Annotated in this window: 16 protein-coding genes; 1 reads left to right on the top strand and 15 read right to left on the bottom strand. The window is 30.5% G+C overall.

The window, feature by feature from the left end:
* Positions 1–6: 6 nt before the first annotated feature.
* The 11 genes from AC5LAX_RS04870 to AC5LAX_RS04820 form a co-directional block, all read right to left on the bottom strand.
* Entirely contained in the window at positions 7–1,659 is a 1,653-nt protein-coding gene (locus AC5LAX_RS04870) for a hypothetical protein (protein WP_288908927.1), read from the bottom strand.
* A gap of 43 nt (positions 1,660–1,702) precedes the next feature.
* On the bottom strand, positions 1,703–2,941 hold the full coding sequence (locus AC5LAX_RS04865; protein WP_288908926.1) for an autotransporter strand-loop-strand O-heptosyltransferase: 1,239 nt from the start codon (positions 2,939–2,941) through the stop codon (positions 1,703–1,705).
* Positions 2,942–3,168: 227 nt separating this feature from the next.
* Positions 3,169–4,044: a DUF5131 family protein gene (locus tag AC5LAX_RS04860; protein ID WP_278545908.1), complete on the bottom strand. Its 876-nt coding sequence runs from the start codon at positions 4,042–4,044 to the stop codon at positions 3,169–3,171.
* A gap of 67 nt (positions 4,045–4,111) precedes the next feature.
* On the bottom strand, positions 4,112–4,294 hold the full coding sequence (locus AC5LAX_RS04855) for a hypothetical protein (RefSeq protein WP_018999014.1): 183 nt from the start codon (positions 4,292–4,294) through the stop codon (positions 4,112–4,114).
* A 49-nt stretch (positions 4,295–4,343) separates the two neighbouring features.
* Positions 4,344–6,050, bottom strand: a complete 1,707-nt coding sequence (locus AC5LAX_RS04850; RefSeq protein WP_288908924.1) for a DUF262 domain-containing protein — start codon at positions 6,048–6,050, stop codon at positions 4,344–4,346.
* Between the two features lie 165 nt (positions 6,051–6,215).
* Positions 6,216–6,668, bottom strand: a complete 453-nt coding sequence (locus AC5LAX_RS04845) for an N-acetyltransferase (protein WP_018999012.1) — start codon at positions 6,666–6,668, stop codon at positions 6,216–6,218.
* Positions 6,669–6,694: 26 nt separating this feature from the next.
* Positions 6,695–7,333: an endonuclease III gene (nth, locus tag AC5LAX_RS04840; RefSeq protein WP_008538108.1), complete on the bottom strand. Its 639-nt coding sequence runs from the start codon at positions 7,331–7,333 to the stop codon at positions 6,695–6,697.
* 93 nt (positions 7,334–7,426) lie between these two features.
* Positions 7,427–8,272 carry a metal ABC transporter permease gene (locus AC5LAX_RS04835; RefSeq protein WP_288908923.1) on the bottom strand — a complete coding sequence of 282 codons (846 nt, stop codon included), beginning with the start codon at positions 8,270–8,272 and terminating at the stop codon, positions 7,427–7,429.
* Complete coding sequence (locus AC5LAX_RS04830) at positions 8,272–9,057, bottom strand: metal ABC transporter ATP-binding protein (RefSeq protein ID WP_018999010.1); 786 nt, start codon at positions 9,055–9,057, stop codon at positions 8,272–8,274. The genes AC5LAX_RS04835 and AC5LAX_RS04830 overlap by 1 nt, the downstream gene beginning before the upstream one ends.
* 91 nt (positions 9,058–9,148) lie before the next feature.
* Positions 9,149–9,310: a rubredoxin gene (rd, locus tag AC5LAX_RS04825; RefSeq protein WP_008538112.1), complete on the bottom strand. Its 162-nt coding sequence runs from the start codon at positions 9,308–9,310 to the stop codon at positions 9,149–9,151.
* 154 nt (positions 9,311–9,464) lie between these two features.
* On the bottom strand, positions 9,465–10,328 hold the full coding sequence (locus AC5LAX_RS04820) for a PHP domain-containing protein (RefSeq protein ID WP_117584883.1): 864 nt from the start codon (positions 10,326–10,328) through the stop codon (positions 9,465–9,467).
* 181 nt (positions 10,329–10,509) lie between these two features.
* On the opposite strand from AC5LAX_RS04820, the gene AC5LAX_RS04815 reads away from it, so the two are divergent.
* Positions 10,510–11,355, top strand: coding sequence for an AraC family transcriptional regulator (locus AC5LAX_RS04815; protein ID WP_075554562.1), 846 nt, complete (start codon positions 10,510–10,512; stop codon positions 11,353–11,355).
* A gap of 1 nt (position 11,356) precedes the next feature.
* On the opposite strand, the gene AC5LAX_RS04810 is transcribed toward AC5LAX_RS04815, so the two are convergent.
* The 4 genes from AC5LAX_RS04810 to pknB all read right to left on the bottom strand — a co-directional run bounded on the left by AC5LAX_RS04810 (position 11,357) and on the right by pknB (position 16,536).
* Entirely contained in the window at positions 11,357–13,003 is a 1,647-nt protein-coding gene (locus tag AC5LAX_RS04810) for a glycoside hydrolase family 36 protein (protein ID WP_117584884.1), read from the bottom strand.
* Between the two features lie 153 nt (positions 13,004–13,156).
* Entirely contained in the window at positions 13,157–13,945 is a 789-nt protein-coding gene (folE2, locus tag AC5LAX_RS04805) for a GTP cyclohydrolase FolE2 (protein WP_008538116.1), read from the bottom strand.
* 4 nt (positions 13,946–13,949) lie between these two features.
* Entirely contained in the window at positions 13,950–14,675 is a 726-nt protein-coding gene (gene queC / locus AC5LAX_RS04800; RefSeq protein WP_018999006.1) for a 7-cyano-7-deazaguanine synthase QueC, read from the bottom strand.
* Positions 14,676–14,727: 52 nt separating this feature from the next.
* Positions 14,728–16,536: a Stk1 family PASTA domain-containing Ser/Thr kinase gene (gene pknB / locus AC5LAX_RS04795; protein WP_117584885.1), complete on the bottom strand. Its 1,809-nt coding sequence runs from the start codon at positions 16,534–16,536 to the stop codon at positions 14,728–14,730.

Here is a 16,536-nt window from a genome sequence, read left to right as displayed (position 1 = left end):
TTCTTGTTATCCAGCCCTCCGGCTGTATCGGTTGAGCAAAAGTCCGCGTGGGATTGATGTGGTATCTTTAACTTTGGGAAACTCCGTACCACCATTTATTTCTTGTGTGCCGTTTTTTAAAGTAGTTATATTACCAGTAGCATTATCTAAGACTATTTGTTTACCATTATTTACAACTTCAATATTACCTGTACCATTTTTTATTTCTTGAATACCATTTGTATATAATAAACCTATATTACCTGTGCCACCATCGATACTTTGTGTTCCTTCTTTTAAAAATCCACTGATAGTACCTTCGCCATTTTTTACAACCTGACTTCCAGCATATACATCTCCTATAATACCTTTAGCATTATCTACTTCCTGCTTTCCACCATTCATAGTATTAATAGTACCTGTACCACCACTTGTTACACTTTGTAATCCTGCTGAAAAATTATTTATTACACCATTTCCACCATTTACCTGCTGAATTACACTACTATTATTGAGTGTATCAATTGTTCCTGTTCCGCCTGTTATCTTTTGCACTACTCCACTAGCACTACTATCTATATTTTTAATACTTCCTTTTCCGCTTTGTATCTCTTGTTTTCCAGATACAAAATTATTTATTACACCATTTCCACCATTTACTTGTTGAATTACACTACTATTATTAAGTGTATCAATTGTTCCTGTTCCACCTGTTATCTCTTGCACTACTCCACTAGCACTGTTATCTATAGTTTGTATTATTCCTTGTCCAGATTGTATATCTTGTTTGCCACTAATAAAGTTACTGATTACTGCATTTCCACCAGTAACTGTTTGTGTTCCACCAGAAATATTATTTACAATACCTGTTCCATTTTTTATAGCTTGTGTTCCTGCAGTTAAATTTTCTATCTTTCCAGTACCACCATTTACTGTTTGCGTGATATTTGCATTATTCAAACTAGATATTATACCTGTCCCTCCTGTTATTGTTTGAATATTACCTGTAGCACTGTTATCTATATTTTTTATTTCGCCTTGTCCATTTTTTATTTCTTGGCTTCCACTTACAAGCTTATCAACTATTGCAGTTCCACCTAAAATGACTTGTGTACCACCTTGTAAATTGCCTACAGTACCTGTTGTTTTTTCATAAACAAATTGCGTCCCACCCTGTAAGTTTTCTACAGTACCGCTACCTTTCATAATATGTTGTGAACCACCTGTCATATTACTTACTAATCCAGTAGCCACATTCTCATCATGACCTATTGCTTGTTGCCCACCAGACATATTATTTATAATACCAGTAGCCCCATTTTCTATTATTTGCTGACCACCAGACATACTGCTAATAGTCTGACTATTATTCATACCAGATACTTGCGCTATTGTACCATCTTCTACAACATCTATATTCGCCTCAGTATTTGTTGTTACACTCACTTCAGCAGCCTCTGCTTTTGTAAATAAAATATTATCTAACATATTACTTAAAGTTGGTAATGTTGGATATTCCAATGGTTTATCTTCATTATTCATAACTGTATGTGATAAATCGTCTGCCATATTTTTCATATCCATAGCCATAGGTGTCATTGTATTCATTACATTCATTCCCATAACTACAGTTGCTAAAATTTTTTGTGTTTGTTTTTTATTTAATTTATATTTCTTCATTATCAATAACCTTTCTTTCTATATCTATATTTAAAATGCATTTTTAACAATTCTCAGGATTTAAATTATGATCAATCATCAATTTGTCTATCATTTTATTTACAGCTTGAGGTGTAATAAATCTAGTACATTCATATTGTCTTTCTGTACCCTTATGATATGCACACCACTCAAAATCTTTATGGTCAAAAGTAACATTCATATCATTCCAACAACCATTACATACATGATAATTTATCACTCTATATGGTGTTTTAAATTCTGTATATGGCAAAGTAAACCCACTTATCAAGATAACAGGTAATCCAACTGCATTTGCTACCCAACTTAAACCACTAGATAAACCTACAAAAAAATCTGCATGATATAATAAATCTATACGCTCCTGGAGCGGTATATTTCCCGTGAAATCTTCACTACCATATGGAATAATATTGTACCTACTACCGCAACTATATACATTTTCCCTATCAATGCATAAAACGCGATACCCTTTTTCTTTCAAATATTTAACTACATTTATCCAGCCCATACCATTATTCCAATACTTAACTTGTCCGCTAGCTTGAGCAGCAATACATACATAAGGTTCTTTTATTTTTCTATCTTTATTTTTAGGTAACATGATTGCATTTGCTTGAGGTGCTTCTCCATTTTCTGTAATTCCTAAAATCATACCAGCATTCTGATGCAATCCATATTGTCGAAAATCTCTAGGTTGATGATTTCTATCACTACAAGGAAAATAAATTCCCAAATAATAGCTAGCATATAAATTTTCTATTTTAGTATTCGTTTCTATAAAAATAATTTCTGGATATGAGCGTTTAAAGATTTCTCCTAATTCTTTATCCATAGCACAATATAATTTACATTTGTGCTTTTGCCTAAAAAGTTCTACATAAGGAATCCATGATATAACATCTCCTAATACACCTACAGGAAATTTTATTAATACATTCTTATCTTTCAAATCTAAATCATGACTAAAAATCAATTTATCTTGTTTATAGATTTCAATACGAAAATCAACAAAATATTTTTTATTACTTGTAACTAATACACCAGATGCCGGAGCATCATATATTCCTAAACAAGCTTCTTTATCTATAAATTTAACGCGATAATCACCTTTAGGAACAACTACACGTGCACCATAATTAAAATCAAATTTTATTCCCTCTATATTTGTATTTTGTGTTAGCTCTCCCGTATTAAATTGCATATATGAATTATTTACTATATTTTCATTATCTATTTTTTTATTTTCTAATGAATCCATCACTGCCACCTTTTTTATTTATAGATATTATTAATATACCCTTTAAGTATAATTATCATTTATTTAAATTTATATAAAAATAAAAAATCATCCCCTAATATTTATTAGAAGACAATTTTTATTTCGTGCTATTCAATTATTAATTATTATTCTAACATAAATAAATACTTTTTCAAACCCCATTTATCATAATATTTATTTATGCATCTAATAGGTTAAATAGCAAATCATTTACAATCTTGCTTGCACTCACTACAACCATTACAGATAAGTTTACTAGCACATTCATTACATTTTAGTTTGAAACTTCTTTTATACAATTTTTCTTTGTCTAATAATCTCCCAAATTGGTCATATAATTTAAATGCTATTTCTTTGCCTTGATAATTCATTTTAGATTTAAAAGCCATCTTACTTTGTAATTCCTTTGAAGGTAAATTATATATTTTTTTATCTTTCATAAAAACTGTTCCTGTTTCCATAAAACAAAATGTAATATTTGCTTTTACACATTCTTGGCGCAAGTTTTTCACCCAATCGAAATTACAAACTCTAGCTCCATTATAATTTTCTCCGCCACAAATTACCTGTTCAATTTCTCCATCTTTTAAATACTTTTCTATACTTACATTTTCCAAAAATGGAGCAACAATTATCCCTTTATGTTTAAATGGCAAATTCAATAATATAGGTATCCTCTCATCTGCACGCTTTTGATTTTCACAAGTTACATGCAAAAACACATTTTCCCAACCATCACCCCAATTTTTAGGTAAACATGCTCTTATTCTTTCTGCTCTTTTTGTTATCAATATAAATATAACATCACTTCTAGCTTTTATTATTCTCCATGCTTCTTCTCGCCACTCATCAGCTTCTTTTAAGAAAAAATCTGATGTCATACAAACCCTTATTTGTTCACCACTTTTTATCTTATATTCACCTTGTCTATTTTTAGCTAATGGATAATAAAAATTTGCCTTTACTTTATAGATGTAGGCTCCACTATTACCTCTTATCTTATCTAGATAATACATATAACAATTTTTACAGCCTTCACTATATTTAAGGCAACCATGCCATGGGTTCCATATGTCATGCATCATTTCACCTTCTAAAAATAATAAGCCCTAAAATCTAATAAATAAAAGTTTCTAGGGCTTATATATTCTATCTCTTCCTTAAATCTTTTCCACCACAAATAGGGCATTGTTCTTTTTTAAACAAAAAATAATATATAGCATAGATAAAAATCCAACTACCACCAGTAATTACTGATAAAAATATAAATAAAAACCATGATGGTCTTTTCACTGGAGAAACCATTTGATTGCAGTATGGACAATATTTCATAAAATCACCTCATTAATTTATTTAAATCAATACTTATCTTAACAATACTTCAAAACTCTGGATATTTCCATATTTTTAAAATTATATCCGTCAATATATTTGTTCTTCGTTGAATAGCTTTTTTATTCCATACATCAGATTGAGCAATACTTTCATTTAATTTTAAATGACTATGCTTAAATCCACTTTCACCATTTACTTTTTCCCAAAAAGATTTATTGCTCATTTCTGCATTATATCCCGTTATCGTCAAATTGCCCAAAGTATGCAAATACAAGCTATGCACCTCTTGCCAATCTTCGCCTAACATTTGTTGCCACGACAGATTATGTTCTATATTTTGAGGCATAATATGTTCTATAGTATAATTTGCTGTATTTAAATCAATTGGCTCTTTATGATAATAATTTTCTAAGACTTCTAATAGATATTTACGTAAGCGGAAATGATATATATCCTTTGTTTGCAATTTTTCTCGAACTTCATAATCAGATGGAAATCGCTTATAACTTGATTTAAAAACAAAAGCCTTGATAACACTATTTACATAATCTTCTTTATCCACAGCTTGATATAAAGTAGCAAAAGTTTTGCTAAGTGAATTTGTCGGTATTTCACAAATAGCTCTACGCCATAAATAACTTATCACTACTTGCAAAATCTTTTTAAAATCTTCTTTAATCAATATCTGACGACTATAGTCATCATACAATTTCAATAAAAATGGATATACTACATGACTATCTAGTTTCTTAAATTCTTGCCAATATAGTTTAAGCTCATCATCCTTTTCTTGCAATAAATCAATGCAAGCATAATATTTGGCATAAGTAAATAAATCGTTCAAAACTGCGAATTTCTCACAATTATTATCTAAATAATAACGCTTAAAATTCTCATATACATTATTTATCTTGCAAATATAACCTGTGTCACTCTTTAAAGTTAAAAAATCACGTATAAAATAATCAAATTTATTTACATCATTTTTATAAATGTCTTCGCCAAATAATTCTTCCATAGGTTTCCAATATGTTTTATACAATCTAGTTTGCTTTTCTGGAGTCAAATCCATCAATAAATAATTGCGCAATAAATCCGTCTGCGACAAATCTTTGCCTGTGGAATTCATACTTTCAAAAATCATTTGAGGATTGTCACTATCTTTATCCAAAGATATTGACACTAAACTCAATTTAAAAATTCCTGCATAAATTTCATCAATCTGCCCATATTCTTTTATAAAATCTTCTATACGTTCATAAAAAAACTCATAACATTTAATGATATTTGTAGCAGGCTTATTCACTGTAAATATTGTATTATCTATTAGTTTTATATACGTTTCTTTATCTTGCACATTCAACAATAATTTGTATTTGTCTTCATCTATTTCATCACTATTATATAAAAATTGATTTTTTATCTTTGCTAAATTGATGAGTTTAGTTTCTAAATTAAATTTCTGCACATAATCTTTTATTGCACATAATAAAATAGAAATTGTCGTCAAACGTTGTTGACCATCAATCAATAATAATTGTTGAGGTCGTCCCGCTGGTGTCCCCATATCAATATACACAATAGAGCCAATAAAATGATTTTGTTTTTCTTTAAATTTACTGGCACGTAAAATATCAAACCATAATTGTTCATATTGGCTTTTTTGCCAACTATAGTTTCTTTGAAAGATAGGTACTATAAACTGACGAGATGTATTTAATAATTTATTTAAAGTTGTTTCTCCTGCTTGCAAAAAATCATCTCCTATATAAAAATCACCGAAAAATTTATATCTTAAACTTATATTATGTATCAATTTCAAATATCCATAATTTATAATTCAATTTTAGCTTAAACCTTGATTTTTATAAAGACAAAAAAATAAAGCTGACTCAATAGCCAGCTTTTATTTAATCTATCAAATATACATTTCCATAGCAATCTCGTCGCAATTTGGGAATTTTGGACAATCTATACAATCCTTCCAAACTTTTTGTGGCAGATCATCTTTTGTTACCACTTTAAATCCTAAACTACCAAAAAATTTATCTTGATATGTCAATGTGAAAACTTTTCTTATACCTAAAGCTTTTCCTTCTTCAATGAGATGTTCCACGATATTTGCACCAATATGACGACGTAAAGCTTTTTTAGCTACTGCTAAAGTGCGAACTTCTGCCAATTCATCCCAAACTATATGCAGACCTCCTACACCTAGTATTTCACCATCTTCTTCAGCAACATACATATCTCTCAAAGTTTCATATAAAGTATTTCGAGAACGTGCTAACATTACTCCTTCTTGAGCATATAAATTTACTAAATTATATATTTCTTCAACATCGTTAAATGTAGCCTTACGATAAATCATTAAAACATCTCCTCAATATAATTATATCAAGCTTGCAATAATGCAGAAGGGCAAATATCTTTAAGTGGACAATCACCACATAGAGGATTTCTTGCTCTACAAAGTTTACGACCATGCCAAATAAGCCAATGATGTGCATCTGACCATTTTTCCATCGGTATTGCCTTTTGCAATCCTTTTTCCACTTCATCAGGTGTATTACCTACAGCCAATTTCAAACGATTGGATACTCTAAATACATGTGTATCCACAGCTATAGCAGGACGATTAAACGCAATGCTTGAAACAACATTCGCCGTTTTTCTTCCCACACCTGGCAATTTCAATAATTCTTCAAATTGCTCAGGCACTTCACCATTATAATCACTACATAATTTATGACAAGTAGCTATTATATTTTTTGCCTTATTTCTAAATAATCCGCAATCGCGTATTTCTTCTTCTAAAGCAGTAACACCCATTTCCAAAATCTTTTCTGGAGTATTTGCCTTAGCAAATAAACGAGCTGTAGTTATATTCACACGCTTATCCGTACATTGTGCTGACAATATAACTGCAATCAACAATTCAAAAGGATTATTAAAAATTAAAGCTGGCTTAGCATCTTTATACGTCGTTTCTAAAATCTCCAACATTTCATCTTTTATTTTTTTAGTTATTTTCATAAAAACCTCATTTTTATACATTAAAGTAAACTTGTAAACCTAAGTATATCACAATAAAAATATTAAATCTAGTAAAATTACAAACTAAATATATTAATTTTGAAAATATGGGCGTAAAAATAATGTAATAAAAAATATAATTGCCGCAAAAATAGCAATGGTTGCCCCAGTTGCAATATCAGCATAATAAGAAATCACAAGACCTAAAAGCCCTGCACAAATAGCAAAGCAAATAGATAAAGCATGATATTGTCTAGCATTAACAGCTATATTTCTAGCCGCTGCCGCTGGCAAAATCAACAATGAATTTATAATCAATAATCCTACCCATTGAATACTTATAGAAACAACTACAGCTACAATAGCTGCAAAAATCATTTCAATATATAAAGTCTTAATACCTCTACTAGCAGCAAAACCATCATTTATACTAATTATCAAAATCTGATTGAACAAGAAACACCATGCAATCACAACGACAATAAAAGTCATGAATAAATATACAAGTTCATTAACTGTAATGCTTAAAATATCACCAATAAAATATGAAGTATAATTACTAAAATTACCGCCATGCGACATCAAGATAAGACCTATCGCTATACCTGCCGAAGAAAAGACACCAATAATTGTATCTGTTGAAGCACTACTGCGATGTTTAATATATGTGATTAGAGCCGCAAAAATTATCGAAAATATAATCAACGAAACAAGTGGCTCACCGCTGCCTAATAATACACCTACCGCAACACCTGTAAATGCTCCATGACCCAATGAATCAGAAAAAAATGCCATGCGATTGCTGACAACCATAGTGCTTAAAATTCCCAAAAGTGGTGTAATCATCAATACTGCCAAAAAAGCATTTTTCATAAATACATGATTTATCCAGGCAAAAGGCAAAATCACATCTAACCCATTATAAATAATATCTAACATTATTCTGCCTCCTCTTCTAATGGAGCTACAATATTACCAAATAAAGCTTTTGTTTCTTTGCGATTGAATACTTCTTGTGGTGTTCCTTTACAAATCACTTTTTTATTCAACAAAACAACTTGGTCAGCATATTGAGCTACAAGTGGTAAGTCATGTGATATCAAAACAATTGCCATATCTTCTTTTTCTCTAAGCTCGGATACAATCTCATAGAATAATTTCAAACCATTGTGGTCAACCCCAGATACTGGCTCATCTAACAATAATAAATCTGGCATTGGATTTAAAGCTAGAGATAATAATACACGTTGCATTTCACCGCCAGATAAAGCTCCTAATCTTCTATCAATCAAATGTTCAGCTTTTACCCTACGCAAACTTTCCAAAACTTTTGGTCTTAATTTTTTCATACTACAGAGCCATACAGGATATTTTGATAAACATGCTGCAAAAAAATCCATTACACTAGTAGGCGAAGTACGGTCAAAACGCAAATACTGTGGTACATAACCTATAATAGGATTTCCTGTATGTTTTCCTTTAGCATCTACATAATGTAATTTCCCACTATGAGGTACTTGCCCTAAAATACATTTTAATAATGTAGATTTTCCTGCTCCATTTGGCCCGATTAAAGCTGTTAATTGTCCACAATGAATATGCATATTCACATCTGTAAATATTTCTGTATCTCCAGCATGAGCTGAAAAATTTTCTATTTTGGTACAACAAAGTTTATTACAATCTTCTGATGAAGCATTATGATGATATTTTCTTTTAAACAAAATTACACCTCACTAGATAAACTAAATAACGCAGTATACCAACTAAAAAATTGGCAATACTGCGTTAATGTCTTAATTTTATAAAATTTAATTAAGCTTCTTCTTCAAATTGGTCTTTACCAACACCGCATAATGGGCATACAAAATCTTCTGGTAAATCTTCAAAAGCTACACCAGGAGCTAAATCATAATCTTGATCTCCAAGTTCTTCATCATAAACCCAACCGCATACAGTACAAACCCATTTTTTCATAATTAATAGCCTCCAATATATTTTATTTGTCTTAGCTTTTATATACTAAATTCATTTCATATTATATTTATATAATATAATTAATACTTCTCTTTGTCAACTATTAATATTAATTATTATCCACAAATAATTATATTTTAAATATTTATTAAAACTAACGCTTTATTAACTTACAAATATTTTGATAAAATTCATATGGTACATCTAAATTATTATTTGTACCACTGCCTAAATCTACAGATGGTCGATTAGCACCATGAAAATCAGTACCACCAGTTGGCACTAAATCATATTTTTCAATCAAATAATGAGCAAATTTCTCATCATCTTTACTATAATTTGGATAATATGCTTCCATACCATCTAAACCAATTTCATGTAAATACTTTATATTTGCTTCTTGTTCTTCTCTTGTATAATTTTTAAAACCTATCTTTTTATGAAAATGAGCTAAAGATGTAACAGCTCCAGCTTTTTTCATAGCTTGGATTGCATCTTCTGCCTTTGGATTTTCTGTTATCTTCAAATTCAAATTATTAAAAGCAGGGTCAATGTATCTATCCCATAAATACTGAATATCGCCGGCTTTTGATTTATCAGATACTAAATAGCGCAAAATAGCATATTTATCTAATGCACCGCCAGCTATAAAAGGCTCTACTTTTTCTACTGAAATATCTAATCCTTGTTTTTGTAAATAATCAATAACAGATACTATAGAAGATTGTTTTTTCTGTCTTAATTCATGATAAAAATCTTTAAAAGCCTTGCTTTCTTCATCAAAACCTAAAGCTACTACGTGAATTTGATGATTATTATAATTCAAGCTAAGTTCCATACCATGAATAAATTCCATATCATATTTTTTAGCAGCCTCATAAGCTTCTTTATTACCATATATAGTATCATGGTCAGTCAAGGCTATAGCCTTTAACCCTTTATCTTTAGCCAATTTTATCAATTGACTAGGAGTATACGTTCCATCAGACATTGTAGAATGTACATGCAAATCAATCACATTATTGTCCTCCCTTATATATTTTATTTACAAAAATTAATCATATTATTAATCTTACACTTATTTTCATTATAATTAAAGCCAATTAAATAAAATATTTTCCCAATTCTTTTAATTGACATCATCTCTTGTTAACTTTAGGATAAATAATATAAATATATTTTAAAAATGAGGTGTACTTATGGCTGATGTTGCAATTATGGAATATAAAACTAGTTCTAAAGATTTATATTTAGTATCCTGTGGCTGGGAAAAATGTGGTGCTACACATTCTTATGGACCAGCTGTTCGCAATTATTATATGCTTCATTTTATCTTGAAAGGTCAAGGTCATTATTATTTAAATAATAAACATTATAAATTAAATGAAAATCAATGTTTTCTCACAGAACCAGGAACAGTAACTTTATATAAAGCAGAACCTACAAACCCATGGACTTATACATGGATTTGTTTCAATGGCGATTATGTACCCCACTTACTTAAACAGTCAAATTTAAATACAGATAATCCTATCATCAATCTATCTTGCAATCAAACCATCTATGAAATAATCAAAGAAATGCTCTCTTATCATCAACTCACACCTGCAAATGAATGTTATTTACAAAGTAAATTATATCTCATTTTTGCCAAACTTCATGAGGCTTTACAAAGTGTTTATAACAAAGTCGAACTAAATAATAGTTTTTATGTAACTAAAGCGATTGAATATATCGAAAAAAATACTTTTACTAATCTAAGTGTAAATGATATCGCTAGATATCTCAATATCAGCAGAAGTCATTTATATGCATTATTTAAACAAGAATTAAATACTTCGCCACAGCAATTTTTAACTAATGCTAAAATAGCAAATGCACGTGAACTTTTAAGCAAAACAAAAATTCCTATTTATAGCGTAGCTTTATCATGTGGCTATAAAAATGCTTTTGCTTTTTCACGTGCATTTAAACAAGTTACGAATATCTCTCCACGAGAATATCGTCAACACTATCTCCAACCAAACGATTTAGTAAAATATTAAATCATTCAACCATAGCTAAGAAAGTTTGATAACGTATTGTATTTGGATTGAATTTCAAACCAGTTTCTTCAAACCATTGATATTTACAATCTATATCATGGTCTTTATCCTGCCAATGCTCTGGGCAAGTAGTTTCTTCCCAATCAACAGGAATTACATGATGTTCTTGCTTAGATGCTACTTTTAAAATCTCATGTAATTCTTGTTTTTCTGTTTCATCTAAAATATTTGGTCTAACAGAAATAAATAAAGGTGTTCCACTTTTCGCTAATACATCTGCCCATTGTTTATTCATTGACCATGAAATACCGCCATCAATACCTACACAATCAGCATCAATTTCATAGAATTTGCCATGCTGAGGTAAACGGAAAGCTAATGTATTCACACCCATAAATCTAGTTCTTTCCCAAATAACACCACTTGTATCATCACCAGTACGATTAATATGCATATAACCTGCACCTAAATGACCTATAGTATTACAGCCAAGTATCAAAGTCTCTCCGTTTGAAGCTTCCACACTTGCATCTAAAATAGCTTTATATAATAATTTCACCACTTCGGCACTTGTCAAACTATCATCATAAAAATGCCAACCATCATCTGTTACAAGTGGACTCATTTGAAAGCCCCATTTGCCAAATAAATCAAAAGTAGAAAAATCATGTTTAATTAGAGTATATCCCCAATTACAAATTCTCTTGATATCTTCTTTAATATAATTGAGTGCTTCTGGATTAGTTGGGTCGATACAATTATTATGTGATAATCTCCACTCATTTTTTATATTTTCATCTTCATTTAATAATAATCTCACCCAAATACCTGGACGCACACCTTTTTGCACTAATTTCTCAGCTAAAGCCTTCATATCTGGGAATTTTTCATTTCCTTTTGTCCATGGACCACCATTATATTCATTTAAACGGTGATGTTCTTGCCAACAATCATCGATAACCATATATGGTTTATTTTCTATATCTTTTGTTAAATTTAAAATATAATCACAATCAGCTAGAATTTCACTTTCTGAACTTTTGCCATAAGCATAATACCAGTTATTGCTACCATAAACAGAATATTTAGGCAAAATTGGGTCTTCACACATCTGACCGCAAAATTCTTGCATAGCTTCAAAACTAGTGCAATCACGCATTTCACAAGCTATAACATCAGCAAGCTTAATCACTCTACCTTTTAAATTTACACCACTACCACCACAGCGAACATCTAAAAATAAAGTCATACCTAAAGAATCCACTTGCCAAAAACACATTGCTGAAGGTCTTACCTTTACCCCATAACAAATAGATTTTGCTTCACTTTTAGCACAGAAATACCATGGCATAAAACGATTTGGGTTCATACCCTTCCATTCCATATCACCATATCCACGTTCCCATGCATCACCTAAAAAGCGAACATTTTTATCCCAACTCAAATTATTCCATCTCAATTTTATCCATTTTACTTTTGAAGTTTGAGCAGTAAGAAAAATAGCTAAATGTTCATTATCCTGATTTAGATTAACATTTATATCATCTAAATTATAATCATCATTTTTCCATTTAGAAGTCACTGTTTTTGTCTCTGTAGTCAGTTCAATAAAATCCGGTCTATTTATTTTCAATATATTCTTTAACATAAACTCACCTCATAATTTTTATTTTATTATTAATTATGAGAAAATTATATACTTTAAAAGCCAAAAATACCATGATTACATAAATTATAAACATTGCTAAATGTCTTAAAAAAAATAGCCTAGACTATAAAACTATAATCTAGGCTTTGATTTTTATTTTAAATATTCTACATGACTAGCATAAGCATTATGATTATGAATGGACTCAAAGTTTTCACATTCCACAGAGAAGTAATGTATATCATCCAATGTTCTAAGTGCTAAAACACAATCACGTAAAATATCTTCTACAAACTTCGGATTTTCATATGCTTTTTCTGTTACATATTTTTCATCTTCACGTTTTAATAATGGATATAATGGACAAGAAGCTTGTGCTTCTATCAAGCTTACAATATCTTTAATATTTATAGCTGTTTTTTTGCCATCATAATTTATTTTTACAGAAATAATACTGCGTTGATTATGTGCCCCATATGCTGAGATTTCTTTACTGCATGGACAAAGAGATGTTACTGGTATTTTTATAGCTAGTGTAAATGGCATAGAATTTTTACTAGCTGTTTTTACAGCACTTACTTTGCAATCTAAATCCAATAAAGATTTTTTACCACTAACTGGAGCAGTTTTTTCGATAAAATATTTAAAACTCATAGACAAATGTGCTGAATTAGAACTTAATTTAGTGATAGCTTCATCTAAAATATTGCCTATTTCAGCTTGCCCAATAGGATTGGTATGCCATTTCGTCAAAATTTCTTGAAAACGGCTCATATGTGTACCTTTATATTCCATAGGCAAATCCACAGTAAATTTCAATCTAGCCATAACTGGCTGGCTATGCTGTTCTTGCTTTATTTGTAAAGGTAAATAAACATCGCTAATGCCCACTCGTTGAATGGCAATACCTCGTTTATCTACTCTATTTTGTACATCTTGCAAATTTTCACTCTCCGTTTTCATAAGCAATATGATTTTTAGTTACATCATTATAGTTTTTTTCATATGCTATAGGATCTTTTATTCCAGCTTCTGCAAAACCTCTTAAACGAAGTTTACAGCTATCACAAACACCACAAGCTTTTTCTCTACCATTATAACAACTGCGAGTTAAATGATACGGTGCTCCTAATTTTGTACCTAATTGAATGATTTCTTTTTTAGATAAAGTCTGTAGCGGTGTTACAATCTTTATTTTTTTGCCGTCAACAGCTGTAGTTTTGCAAGCATAATCTGCCATATCCTGGAATTTTTGAATAAATTCTGGTCTACAATCAGGATATCCAGAAAAATCAACTGCATTTACACCGATAAAGATAGCATCAGCTTTTACTACTTCAGCATAACCTAAAGCATAGCTTAAGAAAATCAAATTTCTTGATGGTACATATGTTACTGGAACATCATTATCTTTTCTCTCAACATTACCTTCTGGAACTTTTATATTTTCATCAGTTAGAGCTGAACCGCCAATAGCATTCATATTTGTGTCAATAATTAAATGTCTTTTAGCACCAAAGAATTTAGCAATTTCCTTAGCACCTTCTAATTCAATTTTATTACGCTGATGATAGTTAAAACTTATAGGATATAAATCATATCCTTGTTGTTTTGCCACTGCCATACAAGTTGTAGAATCTAATCCACCTGATAATAAAATAACAGCATTCATTAAAAATCCTCCTTTAATATTTATTTCATAAAACTAATTTAATTCTATTATACTAATCTCTTTGTCTTTGTGGAACTTCTATCGCTGGTTTTTCTGGCGTTGTTGTATTAGTTGTTCCCGTATTAGTAGTATTTGTTTGTTCATTTTTATCTGGTACATTTGTATTTGTGCTATTTTCATATCTATCTGCACTACCAGAAGATACAGTCAATTCAATAGTAGTACCTGTTTCTACTTGAGAACCAGCTGTTACACTTTGTGCTGTTACACTACCAGATAAAGCACTTGCACTTACGTTAAATCCTTGTGCTTCTAGACTAGCTTTTGCAGAATCCACAGATTGTCCAACTACATTTGGTACAGATACTTTTTTAACTTCTTTACCTTTACTTACTACAATATCTATATCAGCACCTTTTTTTACTTTATTATTAGCAGATATAGATTGTTTTAATATTGTTCCACTTGGTTTATCTGAATACTCTGCTGTAACTTGACCTATTTTCAATTTTAATTTAGCAAGTTGGTTTTCTGCTTCACTTTGGCTCAAACCTACTAAATTAATCATATTGATTTCTTCTCCGCCTTTACTTATATAAATAGTAACTAAACGGGATTCTTTCACAGTCTTACCAGCTTCTGGAGTTTGTGAAGCAACTTTTCCTACTGGCACTGATTCATCAAAAGTTTCTGCTATTTCTACACGCAAGTTTTCTGCTTTCAAAGTTTCTTCAGCCTGTGCTTGACTCATACCTACTACATTTGGAACTTCTACAGTTTTACTGCTCCAAAAATCACCATAGGATAAAAATGCACCTACACCAAAACCTAATACTAGAATAAAAATCAAGCCCATAATAAATGTTTTATTAAAGGAATTCTTTGATTTTCTCTGAGGCTCTGCCTTATTTTCTTGATATACAGGCTGACTATAATTTGGTGTTACTGTAGTTTTCTTAGGTTCAATATTTTGTAATTGTTCTATTTCTTCACTAGTAAGCACTCTTGTTGCAAAAGGATCTTCTGTTGGTACATTAACCTTTGCAAATGGTTTTCTTTTTGCCTGCTCAATTTCTTTGATCATTTCTGTACTAGAGAAACGATTATCTGGATTTTTATCCATTGCTTTTAATACTATAGCTTCAACAATTGCTGGTATATCTGGACGCAATTCATGTGGTGGAATTGGTGGTTCTTGAAGATGTTTTATCGCGATACTAACAGCAGTTTCGCCTGTAAAAGGAACTTTACCTGTAAGCATTTCATACATTACTACACCTAAAGAATAAATATCTGATTTAGGGCTAATAGTATGACCTTTTGCTTGTTCTGGAGAAAAATAATGTACAGAACCTACAATTGTACCTGTATATGTTATTGTTGATGATGATGTAGCTCTAGCTATACCAAAATCAGCTACTTTTACATGACCTGCTTCATTAATTAAAATATTATGCGGTTTAATATCACAATGTACAAGATGGTTTGCATGGGCATTTTCTAAAGCTTCTGCTATTTCCTGTACAATTTTAAGTGTTACATCTATTGGTAAAGGAGCTTCACGATTTATTTTATCTTTTAAAGTTTCTCCTTTTATATATTCCATTACTATATAGTATTTACCATCACAAGAGCCTACATCATAAATACTAACAATATTCGGATGTGATAATTTAGCAGCTCCTTGAGCTTCACGACGAAATCTTGTTACAAATGATTCATCACTTGTAAATTGCGGATGTAAAATTTTAACAGCCACGAAACGGTCTAACATCTTATCATGAGCACGATAAACTTCTGCCATACCACCGTCGCCTATACGTTCAATTAATTCATAACGATTGTCTAAGAGCGTAGACAT

It is taken from the genome of Megamonas sp., from assembly GCF_986095205.1.
This window is presented reverse-complemented; position numbering and strand designations above follow the sequence as displayed.

Excerpts from the sequence above, each read along its gene's own strand:
- AC5LAX_RS04870 (WP_288908927.1), bottom strand. The coding sequence starts at position 1,659 with ATGAAGAAATATAAATTAAATAAAAAACAAACACAAAAAATTTTAGCA.
- AC5LAX_RS04865 (WP_288908926.1), bottom strand. The coding sequence starts at position 2,941 with ATGGATTCATTAGAAAATAAAAAAATAGATAATGAAAATATAGTAAAT.
- AC5LAX_RS04860 (WP_278545908.1), bottom strand. The coding sequence starts at position 4,044 with ATGCATGACATATGGAACCCATGGCATGGTTGCCTTAAATATAGTGAA.
- AC5LAX_RS04855 (WP_018999014.1), bottom strand. The coding sequence starts at position 4,294 with ATGAAATATTGTCCATACTGCAATCAAATGGTTTCTCCAGTGAAAAGA.
- AC5LAX_RS04845 (WP_018999012.1), bottom strand. The coding sequence starts at position 6,668 with ATGATTTATCGTAAGGCTACATTTAACGATGTTGAAGAAATATATAAT.
- nth (WP_008538108.1), bottom strand. The coding sequence starts at position 7,333 with ATGAAAATAACTAAAAAAATAAAAGATGAAATGTTGGAGATTTTAGAA.
- AC5LAX_RS04835 (WP_288908923.1), bottom strand. The coding sequence starts at position 8,272 with ATGTTAGATATTATTTATAATGGGTTAGATGTGATTTTGCCTTTTGCC.
- rd (WP_008538112.1), bottom strand. The coding sequence starts at position 9,310 with ATGAAAAAATGGGTTTGTACTGTATGCGGTTGGGTTTATGATGAAGAA.
- AC5LAX_RS04815 (WP_075554562.1), top strand. The coding sequence starts at position 10,510 with ATGGCTGATGTTGCAATTATGGAATATAAAACTAGTTCTAAAGATTTA.
- AC5LAX_RS04810 (WP_117584884.1), bottom strand. The coding sequence starts at position 13,003 with ATGTTAAAGAATATATTGAAAATAAATAGACCGGATTTTATTGAACTG.
- queC (WP_018999006.1), bottom strand. The coding sequence starts at position 14,675 with ATGAATGCTGTTATTTTATTATCAGGTGGATTAGATTCTACAACTTGT.
- pknB (WP_117584885.1), bottom strand. The coding sequence starts at position 16,536 with ATGTCTACGCTCTTAGACAATCGTTATGAATTAATTGAACGTATAGGC.